Source organism: Streptomyces sp. UC4497 (genome assembly GCF_054871485.1).
The window spans coordinates 1-11,504 of the sequence record NZ_JBTYHB010000047.1 but is presented as its reverse complement, the minus strand read 5'-3'; the positions used below and the strand labels follow the sequence as shown (position 1 = coordinate 11,504).

Genomic DNA, 11,504 nt, shown 5'->3' with positions numbered 1-11,504 from the left:
GACGATATGAACACCCCCGCCGACCAGGGGACAGAGAAGAAGCGCCGGCTCGGTCGACGCGGCAGGCTGATCGCGCTTGCCGTCGTGGGCCTTGCCGTCGTCGCCGCCGTTGTCGTGACGTTGGTGGTGGTCCTCGGCGGGAAGGAGACCACCCGGTCCAAGAAGCTCGTGATCCCCGAGGGGTACCGCGCGACCCAGGTGTACGAGGCCGTGGACAAGGCGCTCGCCGTCGACGACGGGACCACGAAGAAGGCCGCGGCGAAGGCGCACTTCACCCTGCCGGCCGCGGCGGACGGCAACCCGGAGGGCTATCTTTTCCCGGCCACGTACCCCGTGGACAAGGACACCACCCCGGCGTCGCTCCTCTCGTACCTGAACAACACCGCCAATCAGCGGCTGAAGGCCGACCACGTCACCGAGGGCGCGGACACCAACGGCGTATCCGTGTACGAGACGGTCGTCATCGCGAGCATCGTGCAGGCGGAGGCCGACACCCACGAGGACATGGGGAAGGTCGCCCGGGTCATCTACAACCGACTCGACCAGGGCATGAAGCTCCAGATGGACTCCACGATCAACTACGCCCTGAACCGCTCTACCCTCGACACCAGCCATGCCGACACCAGGACCGACAGCCCGTACAACACGTACGAGCACAAGGGCCTGCCGCCCACGCCCATCGGCAATCCCGGGGAGGACGCACTCGACGCGGCGATCGCCCCGCCCAAGGGCGACTGGCTGTACTTCGTGACGGTCGCGCCCGGGGACACCCGGTTCACGGACAGCTATGAGGAGCAGAAAAAGAACGTCGAGGAATTCAACTCACGTCAGGCCAGCGCCAAGGAGTAGCTCGCGAGGTGCGGCGCGAAGGCGGGGTGCTCGGAGAGGCGGCGCAGGTACGCCGAGAGCCGGGGATGGCCGATGGTCCGGTGCGCGGTGTCCGGGTGTACGAGGGTCGACCACAACCGCACGTCGGCGAGCGTGAGTTGGCCGCCAAGGACGAACTCCCTGCCCGCGAGCCGCCGTTCGAGGACGTTCAGCGCGCGCAGCAGCGTGGCGAGCCCGGTGTCGTCGCCGCGCCGGGCGGACGCGGTGATGCCCCGCTCGCAGAGCCGGCCCACCGCGTCGATCGCGTCCTCGGCGCCGCGCGGGAGGAGGTCGGGGCCGTGCTCCCCGAAGTGCCGGGCGAGGTCGCGCAGGATGTCCCCGGGGTGGGTGCTGACGATCCGCCCGGTCCAGTCGTCGCTGAGCACCGGCACCAGGGCCGGTCCGGGGTACTGGTGGGACGTGGCCTCGTACAGGGGAGCCAGGGCCCGGTGCCCGCCGCCGGGTGTGTCGGACGCGGCGGGCAGCAGGGTCACCGGGAGGGTGTCGTCGAGCCGGAGCAGGCTGTGGGTGACGGCGATCTGCAGACAGTGCGGGCAGGACGGCGACAGGTGGAGGCGGTAGCGGTGCGGGGCGGCGTAGTAGCCGCTGCGCGCGTCGCAGCCGATCCTGCTCCGGAAGGTGGGCACGGTGGACGGGGCCGGTGCGGACATGCGTCTCCCTGGGGGTGCTCGATCACGGGCGTACGGGCATGCGTACGGAAGTGTCAGGCGTGGGCGGCGAGTTGGCCTCCGCCGTGGGGAGAACTCGCCGCGCTGCACACCCGCGCGAGATCGATGTGACGGCGGGACGTGAGCCGGGGCAGGGCCCCGACGGCGGCGCGGGCGGCCTCGTCGCCGAGCTCGCGCGCCGCACCACCCATGATTCCCTACCAATTCACTAGGATTCCCTTAGAGGAGTGTGTGGCCGCCGGGACTTCGCGTCAAGAGCGGTTCCACTCCTCGGCCAGCAGCTCGTAGGAGCGGACCCGGTCGGCGTGGTCGTGGGTGATCGTCGTGATGAGCAGCTCGTCGGCGCCGGTGGCCTCCTGGAGCTGGGCGAGGCGGCGGGCCACGGTGGTCGGCGAGCCGACGAACTGGGTGTCGAGGCGGTCCTGCACGAGCGCCCGGTCGGCGTCGCTCCACTCGTACTCGCGCGCTTCGTCCGGCGTCGGGAAGTCGATGGCACCCTCGGCGTTGCGGATGCTGCGCACCCACAGGCCGTAGCCGGTGGCGAGTTCGCGGGCTGTGGCGTCGTCGTCGGCGACGACGACGTCGGCGGAGACACTGACGTACGGCTTGTCGAGGGTGTCGGAGGGCTTGAAGAAGGACCGGTAGCCCTCCACCGCCTCCAGCACCGTGGCGGGGCTGACGTGGTAGTTCGCGGCGAACGGCAGTCCGCGCGCGCCCGCCACCTCGGCGCTCTCGCCGCCGCTGCTGCCCAGGATCCACACGTCGACGTCGGCCCCCTCCCCCGGCACGACATGTGCCTCGACCCCGTCGGGGGATATGTAGGCGCCGGCGAACAGGGCGAGGATGTCGTCGATCTGCTCGGCGTAGTCCTGCGCCTGCGCGCCCGGCTGCTGGAGCAGCTTGCGTTGCAGCGCGACGCGCGGCGAGCCGAGGAGGTGCTCGAAGGAGAAGCGCGGCGGGATGACGAGGCCGCCCGGGGCGACGCCGTCGACGACTGGGGTTGCGGTCGGCGTCGGCGACGCGGGCTGCGCGGGCGGCCGTCCGCCCGAGCGGCCGAGTCCCAGGTCGATGCGCCCGGGGTGCAGCGCGTCGAGGAGGCCGAACTCCTCCACCGTGGACAGCGCGGTGCGGTGTCCGAGCTGTACGGCGCCGGAGCCGAGCCGGATGGTCTCGGTGGCGGAGGCGGTCAGGGCGAGGACGACAGCGGGCGACGTGCCGGCGACGCCGGGGTTGAGGTGGTGCTCGGCGAACCAGTAGCGGGCGTAGCCGAACCGCTCGGCCTGCTGGGCGAGGTCGATGGAGTTGCGCAGGGCGTCGCCCGCGGTCGAGCCGGACGGGACCGGGACCAGGTCGAGGACGGCGAGGGGGATGTCAGACACGGGAGAACTCCTCGGTGGTCGCGGGGGCGTCGTCGGGGTGGGCCAGGCCCAGGTGGTCGCGCAGCGTCGTGCCCTCGTACTCCGTACGGAAGACGCCCTGTTCCTGGAGGAGCGGGACCACCTTGTCGGCGAACTCGTCCAGGCCGCCGGGGGTGATGTGCGGGACGAGGATGAAGCCGTCGGAGGCGTCGGCCTGGACGTACTCGTTGATGGTCTTGGCGATGGTGGCCGGGGAGCCGACGAAGTTCTGCCGGTTGCCGGTGTGGATGACGAGGTCGCGGATGGACCACTTGTTGGCGGCGGCGAGCTCGCGCCACTCGCGGGCGGTGGCCAGCGGGTCCCGGTACATGCGGACCTGGGCGCGGCCCTCGGCGATGTGGGTGTCGCCGACGTCCGGGTCGATGTCGGGCAGCGGTCCCTCCGGGTCGTAGGAGGACAGGTCCCGGTTCCAGACGAACTCCAGGTGCTTGAGGGCGGTGGCCCCGCTGACCTGGTGGCGGCGCACCTCGCGGGCGAGTTCCTCGGCCTCCGCGTCGGTGTCGGCGAGGGCGAAGGTGGCGGCGGGCAGGATGAGCAACTGGTCCTTGCCGCGGCCGTACTTGGCGAGGCGGGACTTCACGTCCGCGTAGAACTCCCGACCCGCGTCGAGAGTGCCGTGCCGGCTGAAGATGGCGTCTGCTTCGGCCGCGGCGAACTCGCGGCCCTCGTCGGAGTCGCCGGCCTGGAAGACGACCGGGCGGCCCTGCGGGGAGCGCGGGACGTTGAACTGCCCGTGGATGTCGAAGTGTTGTCCGGTGTGGACGAAGGAGCCCGCCTTGGCGTCGCGCAGGAAGGAGCCGGTCTCCTGGTCGGCGAGGATCTCGTCGGCGTGCCAGGAGTCGAACAGTTCGTTCGCGGTGGCGAGGAACTCACGTGCGCGTGAGTAGCGTTCGTCCTGCGGGAGGAAGCCGCCGCGGCGGAAGTTCTCGCCGGTGAACGCGTCCCAGGAGGTGACGACGTTCCATGCGGAGCGGCCGCCGGAGAGGTGGTCGAGGCTCGCGAACTGGCGGGCCACCTCGTAGGGCTCGTTGAAGGTGGAGTTGATGGTGCCGGTCAGCCCGATGCGCTCGGTGACGGCGGCGAGCGCGGCGAGGACGGTGAACGTGTCGGGGCGGCCGACGACGTCCAAGTCGTAGATCTCACCGCCCTGTTCGCGCAGGCGCAGCCCCTCGGCGAGGAACAGGAAGTCGAACTTGGCGCGTTCGGCGGTGCGCGCGAAGTGGGCGAAGGAGCCGAACTCGATATGGCTGCCTGCCCGCGGGTCGCTCCACACGGTGGTGTTGTTGACGCCGGGGAAATGGGCGGCCAGGTGGATCTGCTTCAGTGGCTTGGTCATGAGGGTTCCCTCCGGCTCACGCGGCGGCATAGCGGTTGGCGGGGCGGTCGAGGCCGAGGAGGCCGCGCAGGGTGTCGGCCTCGTACGCGCGGCGGAAGACACCACGGCGCTGGAGTTCGGGGACGAGGCCCCGGGTGATCGCCGGGAGGTCGTGTCCCGCGACGGCGGGGCGCAGCCGGAAGCCCGTGAGCCCGGCCCCGTTCAACTCCTGGAGCAGGTCGGCGAGTTGGGCGGGGGTGCCCGCGAAGGTCGGGGCGTCGCTCACGTACGGCGCTCCGTCGAGCGCGTCGAGCCGGTCCCGGCGGGCGGTCGCGGCGGCCTGGTCCTCGTCGAGGAACACCACCAGGTCGCCGAAGACATGCAGGGGCTCCCCGGCCCGCCCGGCCGTCTCCTGCTCGGCGCGGATTCGGCCCACGATGGCGCGGGCCTGCTCGGCGTCGCCCGGTGTGACGTATCCGACGTCGGTGGCGCGGGCCACCAGGCGGTACGGGACGGTGTCGTGCGCGAGGGCGGTGACGAGCGGCTGGCCCTGCGGCGGGCGGGGTGTGATGGAGGGGCCCCGGACGCTGAAGTGGCTGCCCTGGAAGTCGATGTAGTGCAGCTTGTCCCGGTCGATGAAGCGGCCCGTCGCGGCGTCCCGGATCTCCGCGCCGTCCTCCCAGCTGTCCCACAGCCGCCGCACGACCTCCACGTAGTCGGCGGCCTCGTCGAAGAGCTCGGTCACCAACTCCTTTGCGTTCGGGCTGTCGTAGGCGTCGATGCGGTCGATGGTGCGGCGGCCGAAGTGGGCGGCCTCGTTCGGGCGGGCGGTGACCTGCACGCGCAGTCCCGCGCGGCCCTCGCTGACGTAGTCGAGGGTGGCGATCGCCTTGGAGAGGTGGAACGGTTCGGTGTGCGTGACCACGGCGGTCGGGACCAGGCCGATGTGCCGGGTCAGCGGGGCGACGCGCGAGGCGATCAGTACGGCGTCGAGGCGGCCGCGGACCTGGTCGGTGCGCTCGTCCGGATCGAGGAAGTGGGCGGACTGCGGGCCGAGTCCGTCCTCGATGGTGACGAAGTCGAGCAGGCCGCGCTCGGCCCCGGCGACGAGCTCCGCCCAGTAGGCGGCGGTGAACAGCTCGCGCGGCCGGGACACCGGCTCGCGCCAGGAAGCGGGGTGCCACCCGGTGCCGTCGAGGGCGACGGCGAGGTGCAGATGAGGAGAGGGCGAGGGAGACACGAAGGTGCCTTTCTGTGAAAGCCGACAGGTCTGCGAGAGCAGACAGGAGTGACTACTTGCCGGTCTTCGGCAGGCCGGGCGGGTTGATCCTCGACTTGGTCACGGCCTCGTCGGACAGCCCCCAGCGCTTGAGGACCTTCGCGTAGCTGCCGTTGTCGATGACGTGGTCGAGCGCTTCGGCGAGCGGCTTCACGAGCCCGCTGTCCTTCTTGGTGGTGGCGGCGATGAGGCCCTGGAGCTTGGCGCCGGCGCCCGAGTACGTGCCGACGACCTCGGTCTTCCCGGTGCTGGCCGCGTGGTAGGCGGCGGTCGGGTTGGGGCCGAGATAGATGTCGATACGACCGGACTGCAGGGCGAGATAGGTGTCGCTGTCGTTCTGGTAGTACTTGATGTCCACCGGCTTGCGGCCGGCCTTCACGTTCGCCTTGCTCCACTCGATGAGCAGCTTCTCCTGGTTGGTGCCGCTGCCCACGGCGACCGTCTTGCCCGCCACGTCCTTCGGTCCCCTGACCTTCAGACCGCTGCCCTCCTTCGCCTCGAACCCCAGGTTGTCCTTGCGGTAGGTGGCGAAGTCGTACTTCTCCTTGCGCTCCTCGGTGACCGTGATGTTGCTGAGGCCCACGTCGTACTTGCCGCTGTCGAGGCCGACGAAGATGTTCTCCCAGGAGGCGGTGGTGCGGTGCACCTTGAGGCCGAGGACGTCGGCGACGAGGTACGCGAGGTCGGGCTCGACACCGATGACGGTCTTGTTGTCGGTGGCGTGGAAGCCGAGCGGCGCGGCGGAGCTGGAGGAGCCGATGACCTCCAGGGTTCCTCTCTTACGGATCCGCTCGGGCACCTCGTCGGCTATGGAGTCGACCTTGCCGGTGGTGACGCGGTGCTGCTCGGGACTGAGGTTGATCTTCGCCTTGGCGCCCGATCCGTCCGCGACCTCGGTGGTGCCGCCGTCGGAGGGGTTGCTGCAGGCGGCGAGGAGCAGGGTGGCCGCGAGCGAGAGCGCGGCGATGGTGGTGCGGCGGCGGCCGGCGAGGGTGGTGGGCATGGTCGTTCTCCTTGCGTGCGAATAAGGGGACGGGCGGAGGAGGCGGGTCACAGGACCTTGGAGAGGAAGGCACGGGTGCGTTCCTGCTGCGGGGCGTCGAGGACGGCCGCGGGTGTCCCCTGCTCCACGACGACACCGCCGTCCATGAACACCACGGTGTCGGCGACCTCGCGGGCGAAGCCGATCTCGTGGGTGACGACGATCATGGTGGTTCCGGTGCTCGCGAGGTCCTTGATGACATCGAGGACCTCACCCACAAGCTCCGGGTCGAGCGCCGATGTGGGCTCGTCGAAGAGCAGCACCTTGGGTTCGAGGGCGAGCGCGCGGGCGATGGCGACGCGCTGCTGCTGGCCGCCGGAGAGCTGGCGCGGATAGGAATCGGCCCGGTCGCCGAGCCCCACCCGTTCGAGCAGTGTCCGTGCGGCGTCTTCCGCCTCCTTGCGCGGGCGGCGCAGGGCGGAGACGGGGGCCTCGATCAGGTTGTCGAGCACGGTCAGGTGCGGGAAGAGGTTGAAGTCCTGGAAGACGAACCCGATGTGGGTGCGCTGCTTCAGGACGTCCCGCTCCCGCAGTTCGTGCAGCTTGTCGCCCGAGCGGCGGTATCCGATGAGTTCGCCGTCGATGCTGATCCAGCCGCTGTTCACCTTCTCCAGGTGGTTGATGGTGCGCAGCAGCGTGGACTTGCCGGAGCCGGACGGGCCGAGGATCACGGTGACCTCACCGGCGTGCACGCGCAGGTCGACGCCGCGCAGCACCTCCAGCGGGCCGAAACTCTTGTGGACGTCCTGGATGTCCACCATGGGCTTGCTCATCGTCGGCCTCCCAGGGCCCGGAGGGTCTTCGGGGCGGCGGCGCCCCGGGCGTATCGGCGTTCCACGTAGTGCTGGGCGATGGAGAGGAGCGAGGTGAGGACCACGTACCAGGCGGTGGCGACGAGGAGCAGCGGGATCACCCGGCCGTTGCGGCCGTAGATGACCTGGGCCTGGTAGAAGAGCTCTCCGATGGACATCACGTAGACCACCGAGGTGCCCTTGAGCAGGCCGATGATCTCGTTGCCCGCCGTGGGCAGGATGGCGCGCATGGCCTGCGGCAGCACGATCCGGCGGATCTGCCGCAGGCGCGGGATGCCGAGCGCCGCGGCGGCCTCCAGTTGGCCCCGGTCGACGGAGATGACACCACCGCGGACGATCTCCGCGGCGTACGCGGCCTGGTGCAGGGTGAGGCCGATGACGGCGGCGCCGATGGTGCCGATGAGGCTGTTGCTGTCGACGGACCAGAACACGGGGCCGAAGGGGATGCCGAGGCCCAACTCCTTGTAGAGCGCGCTGAGATTGAACCAGAAGACGAGCTGGACGATCATCGGGATGGACCGGAAGATCCAGATGTAGGTCCAGGCCACGGTCTGCAGCACGGGACTCTGCGAGAGCCGCATGAAGGCCAGCACCGTACCGAGCAGGAACCCCAACACCGTTGCGTATGCGGTGAGTTGGAGTGTGACCCAGACGGCCTGCACGATCGTCTCGGACAGGACGTAGGCGCGGAAGACGTCCCATTCCCATACGGGGTTGGTCAGCAGGCCGTGCGCGAACTGGGCGACCAGGACGAGCACGGCGGCGGCCGCGACCCAGCGGGCGTAGTGGCGGATCGGGACCACTTTGAGCGAGGCCGGAGGCGTCGGGGCCGGTTCGGTGGGCGCGGCGCCCGGGAGGTGTTTCTCGAACGGCAGCGGGCCGATGGACTCGGGGTCGGCCTCGGTGTCGAAGAGCGGTGTGTACCCGGTGGCCAGGTAGAGGCCGCGGGCTTCCGGCTGGCGGGGCCCGGTGGTGAGGTGGATCCGCCGGTAGCCGCGCTCGCCGGCCTCGCGCTCCAGCTCGTCGACCACGCGGCGGGCGAGCCCGCGGCGTCGGTGGGCGGAGTGCGTCCAGATCCGCTTCAGCTCGGCGGTGTCGTCGTCGTAGCGGCGGAAGGCGCCGCCCGCGACGGGTTCACCGTTCTCGAGGATGAGGAGCAGCAGCCCGCCGTGGGCAGGCGTGAACTCCTCGTCGGGGTAACGGGCGATCTCGGCGTGGGCGTCCTTGCCGTACCGGGTCGAGTACTCGTCGCCGAGCTCGCGCAGCAGCGGCTCGACACGCGGGTCGGACACGGGGACGTGAACGACCGTCACATCCTCGGACGGTGCGGGTGGTTGGGCCAGGGAGGTCATGCGCCCACCGCCGCCTGCGTCTCGGTCCCGCGTGCCGTGCGCTCGGCGTCGCGCTTGGCGACCTCCTCGCGCACGATCGGGATCACGTACCGGCCGAAGTCGATCGCGTCGTCCAGAAGGTCGTAGCCGCGTGCGGAGAGGATGTCGACACCGAGGTCGTAATAGTCGAGGAGCGCCTGGGCCACGGTCTCCGGGGTGCCGACGAGGGCGTTGGAGTTGCCCGCGCCGCCGGTCGCGGCGGCCGTCGGGGTCCACAGGGCGCGGTCGTACCGCTCCCCTGCCTCGGCGATGGCGATGAGCCGCTGAGATCCGGTGTTCTGCGGCTCGGCGTGCCCGTGGTGACGCCTGCCGACGCGCTCGCCCCGCTCCTTCCTGGCCTTGATCGCGCCGACCGTGCGGTGCGCCTTCTCCCAGGCCAGCTCCTCGGTCGGCGCGATGATCGGGCGGAAGGCGACCTGGATGCGCGGGACGTCGGTGCGGCCCGCGGCCTTCGCGGCGGCCTTCACGGTCTCGATCTGCTCGGCGGTCTTCGCCAGCGGCTCGCCCCACAGGCAGTAGATGTCGGCCTCCGCTCCCCCGGCGGCGTACGCGGCGGGCGAGGAACCTCCGAACGAGACGCCGGGCCGCGGCTGTTGGACCGGGAAGACATCACTGACGAAGTCGTGGAAGCGGTAGTGCTCGCCCTCGTGGTCGAAGGGTTCGTGGGTGGTCCAGATCTTCTTGACGAGCTGGATGTACTCGCGGGTGCGGCTGTAGCGCTCGTCCTTGGTGAGGGTGTCGCCCTCGCGACCCTGTTCCTGGTCGTTGCCGCCGGTGATGAAGTGGACGGTGAGCCGACCCTCGCTGATCTGATCAAGGGTGGCGAAGGTCTTGGCGGCGAAGGTGGGGTACGAGACGTTGGGCCGGTGGGCGAGCAGGATCTGCAGGCGGTCGAGGTGGCTCGCGATATAGGCGGCGGCCGGTGCCGGGTCGGGCGACCCTGAGCCGTACGCGAACAGCACCCGGTCCCAGTCGTGGTCCTCATGGGCGCGGGCGAGACGGAGTGTGTACTCCTTGTCGAAGGCGGCGCCGGAACGGGGGGTGGTTTCGGAGCCGTCGTTGGTGGCGGCGATGCCGAGGAATTCCACGGGCATGGGGTGGGCCTTTCTCAGGCGGCGAGAACCGCGTGCGGGCAGGCCGGAACAGCCGTGCGCGCAGGCGGGATTGACGACTCGTCACACAGACGGGTCGATACGGGCGTGACGACGCGGGGCGTCGTGGGATGCGGTGGTGTGGCAGCGCGCGCGAGGCGTCAGAGCTCGGGCCCGGGCGGGGTCACAGAGGGATCCGCCGAGGGTTCACCGAGGAGTCACCAAGAAAGAAAAGGGCCGGTCAGAGGGCCCGCTGCCGATTCAGGCGCAACACGCCGCGGACCACACCCGACCGAAGTCGATGTGGTCACGCGAGACCAAGCGCTGGGCAGTCATGAACCAATTGAGCCGTCCGCAGGGCCGTTTCGTCAAGCCGCGCTCGAATGTCGGACGGCGTCGGGCCGGCTGATGGGCGGTCGCCGGCCCGCTCGGGCGGGGTCGGTGGTGGGGTGGATCGCGGGCAGGACGTAGTGGAGGCCGGGTTCCGGTCCGGGGTGTGGGCCGGTGCTCAGCGCGGTCCAAGTCCCGTTCGCCCGTCGAGTAGTTCGCGGGCGATGTCCAGATGGCCGGCGTGACGCGCGGTCTCTTCGATGACATGCATGATGATCCCGCGCAGGTCGGCGAATTCGTCCCCCAGGGGTTCGGGGTGTCGGCCCCGTGGGGGTGCCGACAACGGCGTGCGGGCGATCACGGCATCGGAACGGCGGCACTGGTCTTCGTAGAAGGCGAAAACCACCTGCGGCTCTCGCGGTGTCGTCAGGGGGGCATGGTCGTCGGGCCATGGCAACGGCTCGGCGGCTCCGGTGACGACCTCTTGGAACCAGTGTCTCTCGGCGTGTCCCAAGTGTTCTATGAGTCCGAGGGGTGTCCAGCCGGAGGGCAGAACCGACGTGTTCAGTGCCTGCGTGTCGAGCCCGTCGACGATGGCCAGCACGCTGGCTCGCTGAGCCGCGAGGAACACCGACAGGGTCTTCTTTTCCGTGCCGTCCGAGTTCATGCGCGCATGGTTGCAGGAGCCACTGACAACCGGCGGCAGCAGCCCGCCCACCACGTGACGCTCACGGTGCTCGACAGGCGGGCCCTGGGGCGACCCACGCTCCGCTAGTCCGTCCGCAGCGACTCCAGTGCCTTCTCGATGCGTCGCGCGCGTGTCTCGGGCTTCTTCGCGGACTCGATGGCGAGGACGTGCTGCCGTTTGCGGCTGTGGGAGAGGCGGTCGTAGGCGGCGCGGGCGGCCGAGTCCGCGTCGAGGGCGTGGGCGAAGTCCTCGGGCTCGGTCACGGTGCGGGGCTCGGTGTCGAGTCGCAGGTCGACCTCGACCTCCTCCCCCGTCTCGATACCCGCGGCCTCCCGGTTGGCCTTGCTCAGGCCGAGCAGGCAGCGGCCGCGCATGATGGCGACCCGGCTGCGCCACGTGTGCCCGTTGACCGTGATGACCACCGGGGGCCGCTTGCCGCCGCCGAGCTCGTCCACGAGCTCCGGAGGGACCTCCAGGCCGTGCATCGGCTCCGGGGGTTCGACGTGGGTCCGGAACTTCATGTGGTGCTCCGTAAGTTGTTGGGCGGCCCGGGAGGGCCGGATGTGGCTGATGTGGGCTTGC

Annotated in this window: 12 protein-coding genes and 1 pseudogene; 1 reads left to right on the top strand and 12 read right to left on the bottom strand. The window is 70.3% G+C overall.

The features are described 5' to 3' along the window. Positions 1–6: 6 nt before the first annotated feature. The gene (gene mltG / locus ACYSUO_RS37860; protein WP_461780794.1) at positions 7–849 is read left to right on the top strand and encodes an endolytic transglycosylase MltG; all 843 of its coding nucleotides are present in this window, start codon (positions 7–9) and stop codon (positions 847–849) included. Here the strand turns inward: mltG and ACYSUO_RS37855 are convergent. From ACYSUO_RS37855 to ACYSUO_RS37800, 12 genes and pseudogenes are all read right to left on the bottom strand, one after another. Further along, a complete protein-coding gene (locus tag ACYSUO_RS37855; protein ID WP_461780742.1) occupies positions 828–1,538 on the bottom strand; it encodes a glutathione S-transferase C-terminal domain-containing protein in 711 nt (236 codons plus the stop codon). The two genes, mltG and ACYSUO_RS37855, sit on opposite strands and share 22 nt — an antisense overlap. A 53-nt stretch (positions 1,539–1,591) precedes the next feature. Beyond that, the gene (locus tag ACYSUO_RS37850) at positions 1,592–1,747 is read right to left on the bottom strand and encodes a hypothetical protein (RefSeq protein ID WP_461780741.1); all 156 of its coding nucleotides are present in this window, start codon (positions 1,745–1,747) and stop codon (positions 1,592–1,594) included. Positions 1,748–1,807: 60 nt separating this feature from the next. Further along, a complete protein-coding gene (locus tag ACYSUO_RS37845; protein ID WP_461780740.1) occupies positions 1,808–2,935 on the bottom strand; it encodes an MsnO8 family LLM class oxidoreductase in 1,128 nt (375 codons plus the stop codon). After that, positions 2,928–4,310, bottom strand: a complete 1,383-nt coding sequence (locus ACYSUO_RS37840) for an NtaA/DmoA family FMN-dependent monooxygenase (RefSeq protein ID WP_461780739.1) — start codon at positions 4,308–4,310, stop codon at positions 2,928–2,930. Before ACYSUO_RS37840 ends, ACYSUO_RS37845 begins: the two co-directional genes overlap by 8 nt. Before the next feature lie 16 nt (positions 4,311–4,326). Beyond that, positions 4,327–5,529 carry an LLM class flavin-dependent oxidoreductase gene (locus ACYSUO_RS37835; RefSeq protein WP_461780738.1) on the bottom strand — a complete coding sequence of 401 codons (1,203 nt, stop codon included), beginning with the start codon at positions 5,527–5,529 and terminating at the stop codon, positions 4,327–4,329. A 52-nt stretch (positions 5,530–5,581) separates the two neighbouring features. Then, the gene (locus ACYSUO_RS37830; protein WP_461780737.1) at positions 5,582–6,571 is read right to left on the bottom strand and encodes an ABC transporter substrate-binding protein; all 990 of its coding nucleotides are present in this window, start codon (positions 6,569–6,571) and stop codon (positions 5,582–5,584) included. 47 nt (positions 6,572–6,618) lie between these two features. Beyond that, a complete protein-coding gene (locus ACYSUO_RS37825) occupies positions 6,619–7,383 on the bottom strand; it encodes an amino acid ABC transporter ATP-binding protein (RefSeq protein ID WP_461780736.1) in 765 nt (254 codons plus the stop codon). Beyond that, positions 7,380–8,297 (bottom strand): amino acid ABC transporter permease, encoded by a 918-nt coding sequence (locus ACYSUO_RS37820; protein WP_461780793.1) that lies wholly within the window; start codon positions 8,295–8,297, stop codon positions 7,380–7,382. The genes ACYSUO_RS37825 and ACYSUO_RS37820 overlap by 4 nt, the downstream gene beginning before the upstream one ends. A 45-nt stretch (positions 8,298–8,342) precedes the next feature. Further along, positions 8,343–8,774: pseudogene (locus ACYSUO_RS37815) on the bottom strand (GNAT family N-acetyltransferase); the annotation flags it as partial. Further along, on the bottom strand, positions 8,771–9,907 hold the full coding sequence (locus ACYSUO_RS37810) for an LLM class flavin-dependent oxidoreductase (RefSeq protein ID WP_461780735.1): 1,137 nt from the start codon (positions 9,905–9,907) through the stop codon (positions 8,771–8,773). The gene ACYSUO_RS37810 and the pseudogene ACYSUO_RS37815, both read right to left, overlap by 4 nt. Positions 9,908–10,412: 505 nt before the next feature. Next, the gene (locus ACYSUO_RS37805; protein ID WP_461780734.1) at positions 10,413–10,901 is read right to left on the bottom strand and encodes a DinB family protein; all 489 of its coding nucleotides are present in this window, start codon (positions 10,899–10,901) and stop codon (positions 10,413–10,415) included. A gap of 104 nt (positions 10,902–11,005) precedes the next feature. After that, on the bottom strand, positions 11,006–11,504 hold a 499-nt coding region (locus ACYSUO_RS37800; protein WP_461780733.1), incomplete at its 5' end, for a YdeI/OmpD-associated family protein.

Coding starts and splice junctions, on each gene's coding strand:
- mltG (WP_461780794.1), top strand. CDS start 7: ATGAACACCCCCGCCGACCAGGGGACAGAGAAGAAGCGCCGGCTCGGT.
- ACYSUO_RS37855 (WP_461780742.1), bottom strand. CDS start 1,538: ATGTCCGCACCGGCCCCGTCCACCGTGCCCACCTTCCGGAGCAGGATC.
- ACYSUO_RS37850 (WP_461780741.1), bottom strand. CDS start 1,747: ATGGGTGGTGCGGCGCGCGAGCTCGGCGACGAGGCCGCCCGCGCCGCC.
- ACYSUO_RS37840 (WP_461780739.1), bottom strand. CDS start 4,310: ATGACCAAGCCACTGAAGCAGATCCACCTGGCCGCCCATTTCCCCGGC.
- ACYSUO_RS37830 (WP_461780737.1), bottom strand. CDS start 6,571: ATGCCCACCACCCTCGCCGGCCGCCGCCGCACCACCATCGCCGCGCTC.
- ACYSUO_RS37825 (WP_461780736.1), bottom strand. CDS start 7,383: ATGAGCAAGCCCATGGTGGACATCCAGGACGTCCACAAGAGTTTCGGC.
- ACYSUO_RS37810 (WP_461780735.1), bottom strand. CDS start 9,907: ATGCCCGTGGAATTCCTCGGCATCGCCGCCACCAACGACGGCTCCGAA.
- ACYSUO_RS37805 (WP_461780734.1), bottom strand. CDS start 10,901: ATGAACTCGGACGGCACGGAAAAGAAGACCCTGTCGGTGTTCCTCGCG.